This window comes from Lutimonas halocynthiae, assembly GCF_030409835.1.
Taxonomy (GTDB): Bacteria; Bacteroidota; Bacteroidia; order Flavobacteriales; family Flavobacteriaceae; genus Lutimonas; species Lutimonas halocynthiae.
Window position 1 is genome coordinate 219,604 of record NZ_JAUFQO010000012.1, and the last position, 17,484, is coordinate 237,087.

General features: G+C 36.9%; 11 protein-coding genes. 6 read left to right on the top strand and 5 right to left on the bottom strand.

The features are described 5' to 3' along the window. The first annotated feature begins 329 nt into the window (after positions 1-329). Positions 330-1,595, top strand: a complete 1,266-nt coding sequence (locus QWY87_RS12580) for a sensor histidine kinase (protein ID WP_290291702.1) — start codon at positions 330-332, stop codon at positions 1,593-1,595. Between the two features lies 1 nt (position 1,596). After that, positions 1,597-2,304: a response regulator transcription factor gene (locus tag QWY87_RS12585; protein ID WP_290291705.1), complete on the top strand. Its 708-nt coding sequence runs from the start codon at positions 1,597-1,599 to the stop codon at positions 2,302-2,304. Between the two features lie 67 nt (positions 2,305-2,371). On the opposite strand, the gene QWY87_RS12590 is transcribed toward QWY87_RS12585, so the two are convergent. From QWY87_RS12590 to QWY87_RS12610, 5 genes are all read right to left on the bottom strand, one after another. Next, complete coding sequence (locus tag QWY87_RS12590) at positions 2,372-3,937, bottom strand: RagB/SusD family nutrient uptake outer membrane protein (RefSeq protein WP_290291707.1); 1,566 nt, start codon at positions 3,935-3,937, stop codon at positions 2,372-2,374. Between the two features lie 12 nt (positions 3,938-3,949). Continuing rightward, a complete protein-coding gene (locus tag QWY87_RS12595) occupies positions 3,950-7,039 on the bottom strand; it encodes a SusC/RagA family TonB-linked outer membrane protein (protein ID WP_290291709.1) in 3,090 nt (1,029 codons plus the stop codon). Between the two features lie 214 nt (positions 7,040-7,253). Then, entirely contained in the window at positions 7,254-8,138 is an 885-nt protein-coding gene (locus tag QWY87_RS12600) for a carbohydrate kinase family protein (RefSeq protein ID WP_290291712.1), read from the bottom strand. Between the two features lie 4 nt (positions 8,139-8,142). Next, positions 8,143-9,465, bottom strand: a complete 1,323-nt coding sequence (locus QWY87_RS12605; RefSeq protein WP_290291715.1) for a sugar porter family MFS transporter — start codon at positions 9,463-9,465, stop codon at positions 8,143-8,145. Further along, a complete protein-coding gene (locus QWY87_RS12610; RefSeq protein ID WP_290291718.1) occupies positions 9,458-11,044 on the bottom strand; it encodes a glycoside hydrolase family 32 protein in 1,587 nt (528 codons plus the stop codon). The genes QWY87_RS12605 and QWY87_RS12610 overlap by 8 nt, the downstream gene beginning before the upstream one ends. A gap of 315 nt (positions 11,045-11,359) precedes the next feature. Here QWY87_RS12610 and nagB point away from each other — a divergent pair, with 315 nt between their 5' ends. The 4 genes from nagB to pfkA all read left to right on the top strand — a co-directional run bounded on the left by nagB (position 11,360) and on the right by pfkA (position 17,471). Then, entirely contained in the window at positions 11,360-13,270 is a 1,911-nt protein-coding gene (gene nagB / locus QWY87_RS12615) for a glucosamine-6-phosphate deaminase (protein WP_290291720.1), read from the top strand. 111 nt (positions 13,271-13,381) lie between these two features. After that, positions 13,382-15,445, top strand: coding sequence for a beta-N-acetylhexosaminidase (locus tag QWY87_RS12620; protein ID WP_290291722.1), 2,064 nt, complete (start codon positions 13,382-13,384; stop codon positions 15,443-15,445). A gap of 14 nt (positions 15,446-15,459) precedes the next feature. Further along, complete coding sequence (locus QWY87_RS12625) at positions 15,460-16,335, top strand: SMP-30/gluconolactonase/LRE family protein (RefSeq protein WP_290291725.1); 876 nt, start codon at positions 15,460-15,462, stop codon at positions 16,333-16,335. Between the two features lie 149 nt (positions 16,336-16,484). Next, the gene (gene pfkA / locus QWY87_RS12630) at positions 16,485-17,471 is read left to right on the top strand and encodes a 6-phosphofructokinase (RefSeq protein WP_290291726.1); all 987 of its coding nucleotides are present in this window, start codon (positions 16,485-16,487) and stop codon (positions 17,469-17,471) included. Positions 17,472-17,484 lie beyond the last annotated feature (13 nt).

The following is a 17,484-nucleotide window of genomic DNA, read 5'->3' on the forward strand; positions in this document are numbered from 1 at the left end:
AGAAAATAGAAATATTCTTTCTGCCTTGATAAGCACAATTGCTTATAAGGATGTTTATGTCACGCTTGTATAATTTGATCCTAGTAGTTAGTTAAGGGGATAAATTCGCCCCAGTTAGTATGAATATTTACAGTATAAATCAACTAAATAAAGCCAACTAATGCTGGTTTTTATTCACCTTATTTCTCAAATAATGTATGAAATTTCAGCTAATTTAAAGCATAAATTCTTACTTTGGCTCTAACGATAGTTTAAATAGATTAAGCAAAAGTTAAAAAGGTTAATCAAAGATTAATAAGAGGATATTTTTATAATTTTTATCATAAAAAATGGGTAAAAGGCACCTGTATATTGTTTTATTCATTATTGCTATTCTTGGTCTTTCCTTTATTCAATATCAATATTTTCGCATAGGGTTGAATCTTGCAGGTGTTCAATTTAATCAAAAAATGGGAGAGGCGGTAAAGGAGATAAAGCAGGGCCTCTACCAGAGAAATGATCTCACTTATTTAGTGGGAACTGTCATGGCTGAAAATGAGGCTAATTTTTTACTCAGCATGGATAGTGTTCAGGATGCAACAAACTATTTCATGGATGAGTTTTTAAAACAGAAATTACTTCAAAATGGTGTCAAGGCGGAATATAGCTATAGCTTATATGATCAGGATTCAACTCATTTTCTTACTTCAGAAGAATCATTTTCAAAGAAGGATAAGATCTTAAGTTACCCAGTTGCGTTGGATGGATATTTACCGGGCTTAATCAATAAGCGCGTTACACTTGAACTACAATTTAAAAATGTCAACAGGTATTTTTTATCTCAGTTGAATGGTCTTACGATTCCAAGTATTATATTTCTTATCGTCATCATTGTTGTTATACTATGGGTATACAGGGCTTTTTATTTGCAAAACAACTTGATTGTGACAACCAATGAGTTTATTAATAATCTGACTCATGAATTAAAAACCCCTGTTTTTTCTATTGGTGTAGCCTCTAAAATATTAGAAGAAAAAGGGCATAAGGATACCAAAGAACTTGTGGGCATAATCAGAGCTCAGGTTGAAAAATTAAAAACTCAAATTGAAAAGGTATTAGAGCTTGGTAATATAGAAGAGAGAAAAGGCTTTGTGAAGCACATAGAATTGGATGTCAAGCCAATTTTAGACCATGTGGTTCAGAGCTTTGAGCAGCAAGCACGGTTAAATGAATTCAGTTTTGAAAGTGACATTCAAGGGGATTCTTTTTTAATTTTAGGAGACGCGTATCATCTTGAAAATGCAATTAGCAGTTTGATTGAAAATGCAATTAAATATTCTGGAGACCAGACAGACATAGTGTTTTCAGCATTTAAAAAGGGAGACAAGTTATTGATAAGTGTTGTAGATAAGGGTATTGGGATCAATCAGGAAGATATAAAAAAGATATTTGAAAAATACTACAGGGTTGTAGATGGTGACCTGCATAATGTAAAAGGCCATGGTTTGGGTTTACATTATGTCAAACGAATTGTACATTTGCATAAAGGAAAAATTAAGGTAGAAAGTAAAATAGGACTGGGTTCAACTTTTACAGTAATCCTTCCATTAAAATAATATGACAGACAATAAAAGGATATTATTAGTTGAAGATGACCAATCATTGGGGTACCTCTTGTCAGAATACCTTGAAATGAAGGATTTTGAAGTTAGATGGGTGAAAAATGGAAAAGAAGCCCTGCTGGCATTAGAAATTTATGAATTTGATCTGGCAGTACTAGATGTAATGATGCCGGAAATGGATGGATTTACCCTTGCGAAAAAAATTCGACACAAATATAATGACACGCCATTTCTGTTTCTAACTGCCAGATCAATGAAGATCGATGTGCTCAAAGGGTTTTCTCTGGGAGCCGTAGATTATCTTAAAAAACCTATAGATGAAGAAGAGTTGGTTGTAAGGTTACATAGTTTATTAGAGAGACTGACAGTGGGGGAGAAGCAAACAAAATCAAAAGCTACTGGAGAAGTAGCAATAGGGGATTATATTTTTTCAATCGTCTTGCATGAATTAAAGCATAAAGACGGTGAAATTCAAAAATTGACCAAACGCGAATCGGATGTGCTCTCATTGTTGGTGCAGCACAAAAATGAGTTATGTTCTCATAAGCAGATTTTAAATAATTTATGGGGAAAGAGTGATTTGTTTTCAAAGAAGAGCCTGAATGTTTTTATTTCTCATTTGAGAAAATGCTTTAGTAAAGATCCTTCTATTAGAATAGACAATTTACATGGTCAAGGTTTTGTTTTTAGAACGAGAGTTTAAAGGGTTAAACCAATAAAAAAAGGCTGCCAATGGCAGCCTTTTTATTATTTAATTCAATACTATTCTATTAGTAACCAGGGTTCTGGACTAAATTAGTATTAGACAGAATTGCATTAGAAGGTATCGGATAAAGCTCTTTAGTTTTATCACCTACAGATGCTGGATCTTTAAATTGCCAATCCTTACCGAATCCACCTAAGCGAATCATATCAGTTCTTCGAACGAATTCCACCCATAATTCTCTTCCTCTTTCATCCAATATTGTTTGAGCACCAACGCTCGCAAGAGGCTGTGCTTTTCTCAATACTCTTAGAGTATTCACCATGGCAGTTGCATCTTCTCCTTTCCATACCATTGCCTCAGCTTTCATTAAATATGCATCGGCATACCTAAAGATGATTTGATGTCCGGTAAAACCTCCATTTACAGGGTGATACTTAATGGTTCTAATACCAGTTCTCTCGTTATTACCTACTAATCCAGGTAATTCTTTAGTAAAGACTAATGGGTTTTTAGCACGATCTTGAAGTGGTTCTGCATCAACATTGTATTGCTGACCAATTAGGAAACCATAACCAATACCTAAATTTGTATCATCAGCATTGGTAGCATCAGGTACCCATCCTCTTCGTTCTTCTTGTCCATCTCCAATATTGTTTGTATTAGGAGCGCCTTCAAATAGATCATAGAATTCGGCCAATGTAGAAAAACCATTCCAACCACCACCTGTGTTATCAGGAGAGATTTGATTGTAGTGCATTCCATTCCAGATTCTGTTACCAACTCCTGAAGCCATCCACCATATTGTTTCAGTATCTTGATCTTCTTTAAAAATATCAAAATATCCTTCTTGAAGCGCATAACCTTTGTTGGTAATTTCATCAACAAGATCAATGACTGCATCCATATCAGCTACCTCAGGTCCGGCTGCACCAACATAAACAAATTTGTTTAGTAGTAATCTAGCTTTTAAGAACTGAGCAGCTTCTTTAGTAGCTGTATTCGTAGCTGCATTATCAGGTCCTGAACTAGGAAGACCAGCGATAGCATCATTCAAATCAGCCAACACAAATTCAAAAGCTTCAGCTCTGGTAAACACTCTAGGCTCAATTTCTGGGCCTTCTTGTGGTTCTCTAAATGGCACCTGACCATAAAGATCCATTACTTGGTACATAGCATAAGCTCTTAAAAATTGAGCTTCCGCCTTTTGTTCTGTAGTAGGATTACTTGCTGGATCAATTATTTCTGTTGCCAGAAAGGCATTTTGATTCATCTGGTTCCATACCGTTAAAACATATTGATGTGAAGGTGACCAAGTATGTTGGTGTAAAGTTCTCCATATACCATTATCACCCCAGTCAGTTCCTCTTGTTGGCACTAACATTTCATCAGTAGATACTTCTTGCAAAGCGAAGAAGTTATCCTGAGATTCCAAATGACCACGTAAAGCGTTATAGACATTTGTTATCGAACCCTCGACGTTTTCAACACCGCTAAATCCTTCACCATCACTATCACTAATAATGGAGTCAGTTTCTTTGATTTCCAAATCTGTACAAGCTGCTAAAAAGATGCAGGTTGTGATAGAAAGGAAACCTATTTTTATAAATTGTTTATTAAACATAATTTTCATGACTATTATTTTTTAAAAAGATAAATTTAATCCTAAGGTAACTACCCTTGGTCTTGGATAGGAAGTATAATCAATACCCGCTGTAGGAATACCATTTAAAAGATCGCCTCCACCAGGAGTCGTGTTAATTTCAGGATCTAAACCTTTATAATCAGTAATTAAAAATAGGTTTTGACCAGTTAAGTAAAGTCTTAAATTATTGATTTTACTTTGTTCTTTTAGACCGAAAGTATATCCAAGTGTTGCGTTTTGCAATCTTACAAAGTCACCTTTTTCTAGGAATCTTGTAGAAACTGCAGCTTCGGCGTTTCCAGCTTCTCCACTAGTGAGAACATCAGGAGTTACGTTACGTGCATTAGCAATTGACCCAGCAGTAAAAAATGCATTTTGTGTATTGTTATATACATATCCACCCCATTGACCTGCAAAGAAAAGGTTCAAATCCCATTTTTTATAAGTAAGTGATGTGTTCAAACCAGCATAAGTTGTTGCAAGTGCAGATTTTCCTACGAAAGATTGGTTATCACCAATTGGCTGACCATTTTCATCAAAACCTTCAAACTCTCTTAAGAAATAAGAAAATAATGGTTGATCCTCAGCTAGGATTTGAGCAAATGCTCCAGACAGTCCTTGACCTCTAATTGTTCCAGCTGGAATTTGACCAGGGAAGCCTTGAAGTTCGTTGTTGTTATAGGAGATATTAAATCCAACATTCCAAGTGAAATCGTCTGTTTGGAAGAAATCATAGGCGATTGACCATTCAACACCTTCATTTAAAACCTGACCATCTAAGTTTTTAAAGAAAAATGGTTGTGGTGAAGGTTGAGCAGCCTCAACGCTTAAAAGTAGATCTTTAGTTTCTTTTCTATAAAAATCAAGACTTGTAGTTAACCTATCATTATTTAAACCAAAATCAAATCCAATTCCATAAGAAGTAGTTTCTTCCCATTTCAAATCAGGATTGGCAAAAGCAACAACAGTTGTACCTGGTGTGTCAACATTACCATTTGATTGAATACCTGGTCCGGCAAAACGTTCTCTACGAACAAAATTACCATGCCCCAAACCATCTTGGTTACCTGTAATACCCCAACTCAATCTGGCTTTTAAAGAAGATACTTTATCTCCGATAAAATCTTCTTCATTCATTTTCCAAGCGAAAGCTGCTGAAGGGAATACACCGTATTTATTATTTCCACCAAATTTAGATGAACCATCTATTCTCACAGTTGCAGTGAATAGATATTTATTCATTAAGGTGTAATTACCTCTCGTAAAGAATGATTGTAATTCATCTGTGAAATCAAATGTATCACCCGTAACAGAAGTCACGCTGGTATCGGCAAATCCAGCAATCGTTTCAGAAGTTGGATCTGGAAACAATCGGTTTACAAAATTATTGTTAGGTGCTAAACCATATTGTTGGTAACCGCCCTCAATCAATCTTTCAATTGCAGATGCAGATGATTTAAGATCGTTAAACATTTGACCCATGTCATTTGTGCTATAACCTCTACCATTTACGGTACGACCGCTACGATTAAAACTCTGGTATGAATAACCTCCTAAAAGATTAAGTTTTGAATTCTCCCAGTCTTTATCCCAAGTAAATGTCAATTCCATCAATTTACTTTCGGTATCCAAATCACTAATTGAACCTAAACCACTTCCAAATACATTGTCACCTAAGTTTCTAGCTAAGCCAGAAGTTTCAGAATGTCTTTCTGAAGTTGATGTATCATATCCTAAACTAAGTTTAGCTACCAATGAAGGTATAATAGCGTAATCAGCTGAGAAGTTCATTAAAAAACGATCAGTTGCTGTATTACTGTCAGTATAAGCCAACATGTTTGCAGGGTTAATCTGTCCTCCACTATCAAAATCAGGATCATTCGGCCATGTTGGATTCGCAGAATAAGATGCACCTAAAAGGTCACCTTGGAAACCTGCACTACCACTAAGGGCAGCTTGTTGCTCATCAACTGTTGAATAAGTTCCTTGAAAACTTAAATTTAATCTATCATCTAATAATCGTTGAAATGCGTTTATACGAGCAGAAATTCTCTTAAGACCTGAATTTTCAATAACACCATTTAAATCCTGGTATCCAAATGTACCTCTCACAGAACCAGTTGCGTGATTATATGAGTAAGCTAAACTTTGATCGTGAGAAAATGAATCTCTTGTTACAACTTCTTGCCAGTCTGTGGCAGCTCCAAAATCTTGGGCAACTGGGTCACCTCCAAACTGTTCAACAGCGTCAAGAAAATCTTCTGGATTTAATAAATCATAACTATTAGCCGGCGTAGAATAACTAAGTGACGAATTAAATTCAAATAATCCACCTTGTCTACCTTTTCCAGTTTTAGTAGTAATGATTACAACACCGTTGGCACCTCTAGATCCATAAATAGCAGTTGCAGAGGCATCTTTCAAAACACTCATACTTGCAATGTCATTTGGATTCAAGAAACTCAATGGGTTACTTGATGGACTAGTTCCAAAACCAATATCACTACCTTCTGCGGATGTGTTACCTGCAGAAAGAGGCACACCATCGACCACATAAAGAGGATCATTGTTCGAAGTTACAGAAGTAGTACCACGAATACGCAAGGAAATACCAGCTCCAGGCTCACCACTTGATGAAACCGTTTGAACACCGGCAACTTTACCTGCAATCAATTGTTCTGCTGAAGCAATTGCTCCACCGTTAAAATCTTTAGAACTAACCGAGGCTACTGCTCCTGTTGCATCCTTAACCGTAGTTGTTCCGTAACCAATAATGATTACTTCATCCAGCGCTTCGCTGTCTGTTTCTAACACAAGGTTTATGGTCGTTTGACCGTTTACAGTAACTTCTTGAGTTACAAAACCCAGCGAGCTGAATTCTAGAATTGCATCTGAACTTACATTGTCAAGTGTGTAGTTCCCATCAAAATCGGTTGAAGCACCGTTTGAGGTTCCTTTGACAATTACGTTCACTCCAGGCAATGGTCCCTCATCACCCGATACTGTTCCACTAACTGTCTGCGCATAAGCCATCCCTGTAAACAGGAAAATACACGCAAACACTAATTGTTTGAGTAAATTAAATTTCATAATTATTTTAAATTAGTTATTATTTGAGTGTCAACGAATATCGAAAAAAAAAGAAATAATAAAAATGAATTTACTAAAATTTAGACTAAAATTCTGAGGATTTCGAATAAGTTGATGCTACAAGTATAATTATATAATACCAAATATTAATGAAATGTTAATAAAACTTCACATATTTTAAACGAAAACGTTTTCGAAAACCAATGATTTAGATTTATTTAGCTTGAATAATGCTAATTTCTTCTGATGACACATAAGCGTTGGCCCCATTTTTGCTGGCTACCAAAGAGCCCATGGCGCAGGAAAAATCAAGAGCAGTTTGTGGAGGTATTTTCAAAACAAATTGATGAATCAGCGTTGCGAGAAACGAATCTCCAGCTCCAACAGTATCTTTTACTACCACTTTATATCCTTGACTTCTGTAGAATGCAGAATTGGTATACATAATGGCTCCATTTGCTCCGAGGGTGATGCAAATATGGTCGGTTCTAGTAATTACCGCTAATTGCGTGATTTGACCCTCTATTGAATTTGTTTCGATTCCCAGGAATTGACTAATTTCTTCAAGCTCCTCATCATTCAATTTGATCAAATCTGCCAAATTCATAAGTTCAACAATAGCCTGTAAAGTATAAAAGGGTGTTCTTAAATTGGCATCAAACACTTTGAACTTAGCATGAGATAAATAAGTTAGCAAGGTGTTTTTAGAAGTGCTTTTCCTGCAGGATAAGCTACCATAAATGAATGCATCTGACAACTGTATCTGTTCAATATCATCTTGACTTATTGTGATATGATCCCAGGCAACTGGTTCTGAAATAGTATAGCTGGCTGTATTATGGCTATCTAAGTGAACTTGAACATTCCCGGTTGGCAGCTTCGCATCCATCTGAATCGCATCGGTAGAAAGATGTTGTTCTTTCAGATAAGCCAATAGATTCTCGCCATCGACATCATTACCAATGCTGCTAATGATCCTTACCTGATCACCTAAAGAATGTAGTCTTAAGGCAACATTTAATGGAGCGCCTCCAATCACTTTTTTATCAGGGAAAATATCCCATAAAGTTTCACCAAAACAAACAATTTTAGGGACCATTTTTTTACTCGTTTTTAGTCAATAACTTCTCCAGCTCTTCAAGTGGCACGCCCTTGGTTTCAGGCATAATAAATTTAACAAACAATAATTGCAGCACCATCATAAATGCGAATATGGCAAATACGGTTCCGGCACCAATCGTGCTAAATAAGAAGGGTACCATAGATGGGATGATGGCCGCCAACACCCAATGCGTAGTAGTACCAAATGATTGACCTGAAGCTCTTAGCTGATCTGGAAAAACTTCTGATATGAATACCCATATTACAGTACCTTGACCAATGGCATGAGAGGCTATGAATAAGAATAAGAAAATGGGTACTGCCATGCCTTCCCATTCAAAGAAGAACGCCATTGAGACCAGCGATAGTGAGACAATATATCCAACAGAGCCGATATACATTAATTTTTTACGACCTATTTTGTCAATCAAAGAGATACCTATTAAAGTAAAGACCATATTGGTAACTCCAATCCCAATTGAACTCAAAAGTGCTGTGCTTTCACCCAAACCTGCTTCCTGAAATATCCTTGGAGCATAGTATAAAAACGCATTTATCCCCGATAATTGATTGAAAAATGCAATTAAAAATGCAAGTATTAAAGGGAATCGATACTTTTTCATGAAGATGTTTTCATTACTGCTGTGATGGTCTTTTTGACTTTCTTCAATGTCATTCATGATTTTTTCTATGTCATCACCTGGATTGAGTAATTGCAATGTCTTTCCGGCTTCTTCTCTTCTTCCTTGAAGTAATAACCATCTCGGGCTTTTTGGAACGGTCATAACAAGAATCGTATAGAAAAAAGCAGGTATGGCTTCGACGCCTACCATCCATCTCCATGCGTTTTCACCTATGTTACTCAGTAAGTAATTAGAGAAGAAGGCTATCAGTATTCCCAAAACAATATTAAATTGATAAAACCCTACAAGCCGACCCCTGTCTTTAGCTGGAGCGATTTCAGAAACATATGCAGGAGCAGCAACAGTAGAGGCTCCTACGCCAATCCCACCGATAAATCTAAAGGCAGCAAAAGTATATGGATCATTTACAAGTGCAGATCCTAAAGCAGATATGGTATAAAAGATACCAATCCAGATCAGTGTGTTTTTTCGGCCTATTTTATTGGTGGGTATACCGCCAAACATGGCGCCGATTACAGTACCCCAAAGAGCCATGGCCATTACTACAGAGCCGTGAAATACATCTGAAGAACCCCATAAATTTTGCAGTTGCTGATCAGCCCCCGAAATAACAACAGTGTCAAAGCCAAAAAGGAATCCAGCCAAGGCTACAATAATTGACCATAAAGTAATTTTATTCATTTGTCCAAATACTTTTTATTTGATTAATATTTAATGTTTTGATACCGATAGTGGCATTAGATATGATACTGAGTTTGTTATATGGCTCGTTCGGAAACACTTGTTCTGTCAACACATAGCGTCCGTTATCAATAAAAATTTCAAGAGAAGCCTGGTCTAATATTATTCTTATTTCTGAGACTTTATCCGAAACAGAATAGGGCAAGGTATGAATTTTATTTGCAAACTTTTCGCTGAAGTTTATTTGACCACTTTTACGGCGGTCAAAAGAAATAAGTTGTTTTTCCGGATCAAATTGTAAAAGCACATATTCGTCGAGCTTATTTGAAATCTTGATAGAAAAGGCTTTATTCAATTGGGTTTCCATTAAAATATCGGCCTGATCAAGTTTTAGTTCGGATAATTCATAAGCACCCTTAATTTCAATATCTTTTTTAATAGATGTATTGGTATAAAGATTTTCTAAAGACTTAACCGGCGTACTTTTTAGATAATAATTCTCATCTTCATAGATCAGGTTAAGTTCTCTCGGAATCGTCATGGCGCTTCTCCATGTTTTGGTAGGCGTTACTTGTGCATAATCCCAATTACTCATCCATCCAAGAAATAGTTTTTTATCATCAGTAACATTACTAAATGTTACCCCCGCATAATTATCTGCTCCAAAATCGATCCATCTGGTTTTGTTATCATCAGGCACGAAATTGATACCATCGAATGAACCAACGAAGTATTGTGTGGCAGAACCTCCGTTCGGACCTCCTGGGTTGATACTGACAAGCAGCACCCATTTTGTATCACCTGTTTCTCCTAATGGCATGGGGAATAGATCCGGACATTCCCATACGCCGCCATGAGCTCCAATCTCATTTCCAAAATCGCTCAGTTTTTTCCACTGAATCAGGTTTTTTGAAGCATAAAACGAAATATGATCCCCAACAGCAAGTGTCATGATCCAGTTTTTACTTGATTCGTGCCATCTTACTTTTGGATCACGGATATCTTTGATTCCCGGGTTATCGATAATAGGATTGTTCTTATACTTTGTCCAGGTCTCGCCGTTATCATTACTGTATGCCAGCCCCTGCGTTTGGAAATTTAGTTTCCCTTCTTTTTCGCCCTTGGGATCGTGATAAGTAAAAATAGCAACCAGAGGAGGATCTTCTGTACTTCCCAGGCCTGAGCTATTGCTGTGGTCTACTACTGCGCTTCCAGAAAAGATATAACCATGTTCATCAGGAAATAGTTTAATGCCTTTATGTTCCCAATGAATAAGATCAGTACTTGTGGCATGTCCCCAGTGCATAGGTCCCCAAACTATATCTTCAGGATAATATTGATAAAAGAGGTGGTAAATGCCTTTGTGAAATACCATTCCATTGGGGTCATTCATCCATTTTTCAGACGGAGTAAAGTGAAACTGTGGGCGAAAAGGCTCTTGGAATAAATCAGCTTCTAGGCTATCTATACTGAGAACCTGAATTGCTGGCTTTTCTTTTAGATCTGACTTGCAACTTACAAAGCCAATAAAAAGAGAACTTATAAGGTAAATCTTAATGAGATTATTGATCTGTGTCATTCTTAAGGATGGGTTAATAGGTTCATAGTAGTGTGGCTAAAGATATAAAAATGACATCTAAAATGAACTTTTATCTTTTAACAGAAGGTCAGCGGATAGGTATTAGACTTTTTCTTTTTGTCTCTGTTGATTAAGAAATTTCTTCATCGCTTATTATTGAGCAAGTAAAAATTGAATTTTTATCGTTGATTTTCTGTCATCTGTCGAATATATTTCAAAAAGCGGCATATTACCTTGATTTTTGCAAAAGATTAAGTTCATAATAGGTTGGGTATTTTATTGATCTCGAACGCCTTCTTAAAGAAATATAAAAATATGTATAAGAAATTAGAGTACAAAGAAGCAGGAAAATTTGAAGAAACAAGATTTGAAAAGATTCATAATGTTGTATTCGACAATTCAAATATTGCATCAATTGCTGTAGCACAAGAAATTGCCGACTTGATCAGAACCAAACAGGCAGAATATAAAAAATGTGTTTTAGGTTTGGCAACAGGTTCTTCTCCAATTAAAGTATACGAAGAATTAGTCAGAATGCATCAGGAAGAGGAGCTTAGCTTTAAAAATGTGGTCACATTTAATCTTGATGAATACTATCCAATGACCAAGGAGAATACGCAGAGTTACTGGTATTTTATGCATGAGCATTTATTTAACCATGTTGACATCCTTCCTGAGAATATAAATGTTCCAAGTGGCGAGGTTAAAGCAGACGAAGTGCACCAATTCTGCATCGACTATGAATTAAAGATTAAAGAAGCCGGTGGACTTGACTTTCAGTTATTAGGTATTGGTAGAACTGGTCACATTGGATTTAATGAACCAGGATCACATTATAATTCAGGCACGAGAAATATTACACTAGACCATATCACAAGAATTGATGCAGCAACCGCTTTTTTAGGAATAGAACATGTTCCCAGAGTTGCCATCACTATGGGTATCGGGACCATTAGAAAAGCCAAGAGAATTGTTTTACTTGCCTGGGGTGTTAATAAGGCCGAAGTTTTGCAGGAAACAATAGAAGGTGAGATCACAGCTGATGTGCCTGCCACATATTTACAAAGACATGAAAATGTAACCTTTGTACTTGATGAAGGAGCTTCGAATGACCTTACCCGCGTAAAAACACCTTGGTTGGTTAAGAATTGTATATGGACAGATGATTTAATGGCCAAAGCAGTGGTATGGTTAAGCAGTAAGCTTAATAAGTCTATTTTAAAACTTACAGATAAAGATTATAACTACCATGGGATGTCAAGTTTATTGGTAGAACAAGGTTCGGCTTATCAAATGAACATCAACATGTTCAATAAGCTACAACATACGATTACTGGATGGCCAGGAGGAAAACCGAATGCTGATGATACCAACCGACCTGAAAGAAATACGCCAGCTAAAAAACGTGTGATCATATTTAGCCCACACCCTGATGATGATGTAATTTCTATGGGAGGAACCTTTGACAGATTGGTTGAGCAAGGACATGAAGTGCATGTTGCGTACCAAACTTCTGGAAACATTGCAGTATCTGATGAAGAAGCATTGAAATTTGCGGAGGTATCGCTTGCATTAAATGGAGAGGAATCATCTGCAGCTCAAATCATTAAAGATTTAGGTGCTAAGAAGGAATACGATCTTGATTCAAGTACAGTAAGAAACCTAAAAGGATTGATTAGAAGAAAGGAATCTGTAGCAGCTACCAGATATGTGGGTATTCCAGATGAACAGGTTCATTTCTTAGACCTACCATTTTATGAAACAGGCAGGGTGAAAAAAGATAAATTAAGTGATAAAGATGTCAAAATTATGTGTGACATCATCGGCGAGATAAAGCCACATCAAATCTATGCAGCAGGAGACCTAGCCGATCCACATGGAACGCATAAGGTTTGTTTGGACTCTTTGTTTCTCGCTTTAGAAAAATTGAAATCAAAAAGCTATATGGATGATTGTTGGGTTTGGTTATATCGAGGCGCATGGCATGAATGGGATATTCACGATGTTGAGATGGCCGTACCGATGAGCCCTGATCAAGTTTTAAAGAAAAAGCAAGCGATTTTCTACCACCAGTCTCAAAAAGATGGCGTGATGTTCCAAGGCGATGACTCAAGAGAATTCTGGATGCGTGCTGAGGATAGAAACAAGGAAACAGCTAAGAAGTACAATAGCTTAGGAATGGCTGATTACGCAGCTTTCGAGGCTTTCAAGAGATATCATTTTTAAGATTTTATTTGAGTATTTTGAAACCGCCTTTTTCTGTTTGTCTAATTGTAGACGCTGATCGGCGGTTTTTTTTAATTAAGAAATTGCTTTTACAACCCTAAATTCAACTATATGTCGACTAAATTATTATTGAGTTTCCTACTAGTATTTGGAGTATTTACTCTTAACGCTCAGGAATCATCTGTTTCTGAGTTGCAATTGATGCCCTGGCCTCAAGAAGTAAATGTTAATTCTAGTGATTTTAAGATCACTAAAGACTTTTCGATATACATACATGGGGAGGTAAAGGAAGATTCAAGGATTTTTAAAGCATCTACTCGGTTTTTGAGATACATGACTGATAAATCAGGTGTATTCGTAAATCAAGGGTTTCCTAATAGCAAAGGAATGGATACTGAATCTGCTTCTTTACAGATTGGATTTAATGAAGTGGCTAAAGTTGAAATGGGAATTGATGAGTCGTATACATTGATTGTCGATAAAGGTGGAATTAAGATCAATGCTGCGACAGATGTAGGCGCCATGCATGGGCTTTCTACTTTGTTGCAATTGATAAAAGTGAATGATGGGGCTTATGTCTTTACAGGAGTTTCCATTGAGGATGAGCCGAGGTTTGTCTGGAGAGGCTTGATGATGGATGTAGCCAGGCATTTTATGCCAATTGAAGTGGTAAAGCGTAATATTGATGCGATGGCCTTCGTAAAGCTGAATGTGTTTCATTGGCATCTGTCTGATGATCAAGGCTTTCGGGTTGAGTTGAATACCTTGCCTAAATTAACCGAAATGGCATCAGATGGACTATTCTATACCCAAGATCAAATAAGAGACATTGTTGCTTATGCTGACGCAAGAGGGATCAGGGTAGTTCCTGAATTTGATGTGCCTGGCCACGGATCAGCATTTTTAACCGCCTATCCTGAGCTTGGAAGTAAAAAAGATATTGAATATAGCCTGGAGCGAGACGCAGGTATTTTTGATCCTACCCTTGATCCTACCAATGATAAAACCTATGAATTTATGGATACGCTTTTTAAAGAAGCGGCGCCATTGTTTCAAGATGTGTATTTCCATATAGGAGGAGATGAGAATGAAGGCAAACATTGGCACGAGAATCCTGAGATTCAACAATTCATGAAAGAAAATGATTTAAAAGACAATCATGAGTTGCAAACGTATTTTAATATTAAGCTAGAGAAAATTCTTGCTAAATACGGAAAATCCTTAATGGGTTGGGAAGAAATAATGACAGAAAATATGCCTAAATCTGCTTTGATTCATTCCTGGAGAGGCGTCAATGAAGGCGTTGCTCCTGGGCAATCTTTAGTGGATGCAGTGAAGAATGGGTACAAAACGATTTTGTCTAACGGCTATTATATTGATTTGCTTCTTTCTGTTGAAGATCACTATGCAGTAGATCCTATGCCAGCCATCGAATTGACTAAAGAAGAAGCAAGTAGGATTTTAGGAGGAGAGGCTACCATGTGGAGCGAACTTGTAACGCCTTTAACAATTGATTCGAGAATTTGGCCAAGAACTGCTGCCATCGCAGAACGATTTTGGTCAGCAAAAGAAGTAACAGACGTTGATAGCATGCTAGAGAGAATGAATAGTATCAGTCAATCTTTAGAATTGATGGGAATACAGCATAAAAAAGCGTCCGAATATATTTTTAGAAACCTTGCAAATTATCAAGATACACATGCCCTGAGAACTTTGAGTCAGATAAGTGAGCCTTTTAAGATATATAGCAGAAATGCAGGAGGGACCGAGTATAAAACATATTCTCCATTTACCTTGTTTGCGGATGCCTGTATAGTGGATGCTAAAGATGTAAGGCCTTTTAGGAAGGCAGTTGAGGCCTATATTAAATCAGCGGATACCCAGACTAAAGAGGCTGTGCAGCAGTATTTGAAAACCTGGAAAGGATTGCATGAACAGTTGGAAATGATTTCACCTGATGCACCATTGATTGCCACAATTTTACCTTATGCAAATAGAGTTGCTGAGATCTCTGAACGCTTGTTGAATGGCATAGCAGAAGGGAAGTTAACACAAGAGCAATTTAATGACCTTAAATTACTTTTAGAAAGCAAAGAAGACCCATCCTTAAATCTTGATGTGGAATTAGCGGTTTCAAAAGACCTCTTAGTATTGGCAACTTATTTAGCTGAATAAATCAAATTACCTATATGAACATTATTAAATCAATTCTCGGTGCAGTTTCCTTATTCTTAATTATAGTGGCTTGTGAGCCCGCTGATAAAAGTGCTGATTTCACCAAAGAAATGATTTTTACAGGAGGAATTGAAGGCCCGGCTGTAGATAGTGAAAATAACTTGTATGCGGTAAATTTTGAAAAGGAGGGTACGATAGGTATCGTTGACATGCAAGGCAATGCATCTGTTTTTATTGAGTTGCCGAACGGTAGTGTTGGCAATGGAATTCGTTTTGATAAACAAGACAATATGTACATTGCTGATTATGTTAATCACAATGTTTTGATGATTCCTAAAGGGAAGAAGGAGGTTCAAGTTTATGCACATCACCCTGATCTGAATCAGCCGAATGACCTGGCCATTTCGCCTAATGGAACACTTTATGCAAGCGATCCAAACTGGAAGGAAAGTACAGGTAACTTGTGGAAAGTTGATGAAACCGGATTCTCTTTACTCGAGGCTGAAATGGGAACGACTAATGGTGTCGAAGTTTCCCCTGACGGTAAAAAACTGTATGTAAACGAATCAGTACAAAGAAAGATATGGTCTTATAACCTGGATGCTGACGGAAATCCAAGTAACAAAACGCTGTTTTATGAATTCAGTGATTTTGGGATGGATGGGATGCGTTGTGATAATCAAGGGAATATTTATGTTTGCCGATATGACGCAGGAAAAGTGGTTGTTTTAAACCCAGCAGGATCGATTATCAGAGAAGTCTCTCTTAAAGGCAAAAAACCCACCAATATAGCCTTCGGAGGAAAGGATGGCAAACAATGTTTTGTTACCCTTCAAGACAGGAGATGCATCGAAACCTTTATGGCTGATCATCCGGGCAGAGATCACTAAATAATTTATTAGTTCGCTGGCCTTCAAAAGCTTATTTACTGTCCCCAAATCTTTAAAATTGAACTTTCGCAATCGATTTCGTTTAAATCTTGCTATTCGTATCAAAATGCGCTTTTTTATTATTATTTTTGTGTGTTTTTAAAAAGAATATGAAGAAATTTATTAGAAAAGTTGCTGTCATGACCTCAGGAGGTGATTCTCCAGGGATGAATGCCGCCATTAGAGCTGTAGTTCGTGCATGTGCTTATTATAAGTTAGAAAGCGTTGGGATTTATAGAGGTTATCAGGGTATGATTGAAGGAGATATAGTTCCTTTTTCAGCTCGTGATGTGCACCATATTATTCAGAAAGGTGGGACTGTTTTGAAAACAGCCAGATCCAAAGAATTTCGTACGATTGAAGGAAGAAAGAAGGCTTATGAAAGCTTGAAGAAGCATGAGGTAGATGCTTTGGTTGTAGTAGGAGGAGACGGGTCTTTCACAGGTGGAATGATCTTTAGTCAAGAATATGATTTTCCAGTGATCGGAATTCCCGGAACCATTGATAATGATATTTTTGGAACAGATTATACGATTGGGTATGATACAGCTTTAAATACAGCTGTTGAAGTAATCGATAAGATTCGTGACACAGCGAGTTCTCACAATAGATTGTTTTTTGTTGAAGTGATGGGTAGGCAGTCTGGTTATATTGCCTTGAATACTGGAATTGGTGCTGGGGCTGAAGAAATATTGATTCCTGAAGAAGATCTTGGATTAGATCGTTTGCTTGAATCTTTGGAGAAAAGCCGCAGATCTGGAAAATCTTCAAGTCTTGTAGTAGTTGCTGAAGGTGATAAAACAGGAGCAAATGTTTTTGAATTGGCTGATTATGTTGAAAAGAATTTACCAGAATATGATGTAAGGGTTTCCATTTTAGGGCACATGCAACGAGGTGGTTCACCAAGTTGTTTTGATCGTGTATTAGCGAGTAGAATGGGTGTGAAGGCTGTAGAATTACTTTTGGATAACCAAACTAACAAAATGGTTGGTGTACAGAATAATCAAATGGTCGCGGTGGATTTAGAAAATGCAGTTAAGGAACACCATAAAATTCCTAACGAAATATTGAGGATATCTGATATTATGTCAGTATAAATAAATTTAATTT

Coding starts and splice junctions, on each gene's coding strand:
- QWY87_RS12580 (WP_290291702.1), top strand. CDS start 330: ATGGGTAAAAGGCACCTGTATATTGTTTTATTCATTATTGCTATTCTT.
- QWY87_RS12585 (WP_290291705.1), top strand. CDS start 1,597: ATGACAGACAATAAAAGGATATTATTAGTTGAAGATGACCAATCATTG.
- QWY87_RS12590 (WP_290291707.1), bottom strand. CDS start 3,937: ATGAAAATTATGTTTAATAAACAATTTATAAAAATAGGTTTCCTTTCT.
- QWY87_RS12595 (WP_290291709.1), bottom strand. CDS start 7,039: ATGAAATTTAATTTACTCAAACAATTAGTGTTTGCGTGTATTTTCCTG.
- QWY87_RS12600 (WP_290291712.1), bottom strand. CDS start 8,138: ATGGTCCCTAAAATTGTTTGTTTTGGTGAAACTTTATGGGATATTTTC.
- QWY87_RS12605 (WP_290291715.1), bottom strand. CDS start 9,465: ATGAATAAAATTACTTTATGGTCAATTATTGTAGCCTTGGCTGGATTC.
- QWY87_RS12610 (WP_290291718.1), bottom strand. CDS start 11,044: ATGACACAGATCAATAATCTCATTAAGATTTACCTTATAAGTTCTCTT.
- nagB (WP_290291720.1), top strand. CDS start 11,360: ATGTATAAGAAATTAGAGTACAAAGAAGCAGGAAAATTTGAAGAAACA.
- QWY87_RS12620 (WP_290291722.1), top strand. CDS start 13,382: ATGTCGACTAAATTATTATTGAGTTTCCTACTAGTATTTGGAGTATTT.
- QWY87_RS12625 (WP_290291725.1), top strand. CDS start 15,460: ATGAACATTATTAAATCAATTCTCGGTGCAGTTTCCTTATTCTTAATT.
- pfkA (WP_290291726.1), top strand. CDS start 16,485: ATGAAGAAATTTATTAGAAAAGTTGCTGTCATGACCTCAGGAGGTGAT.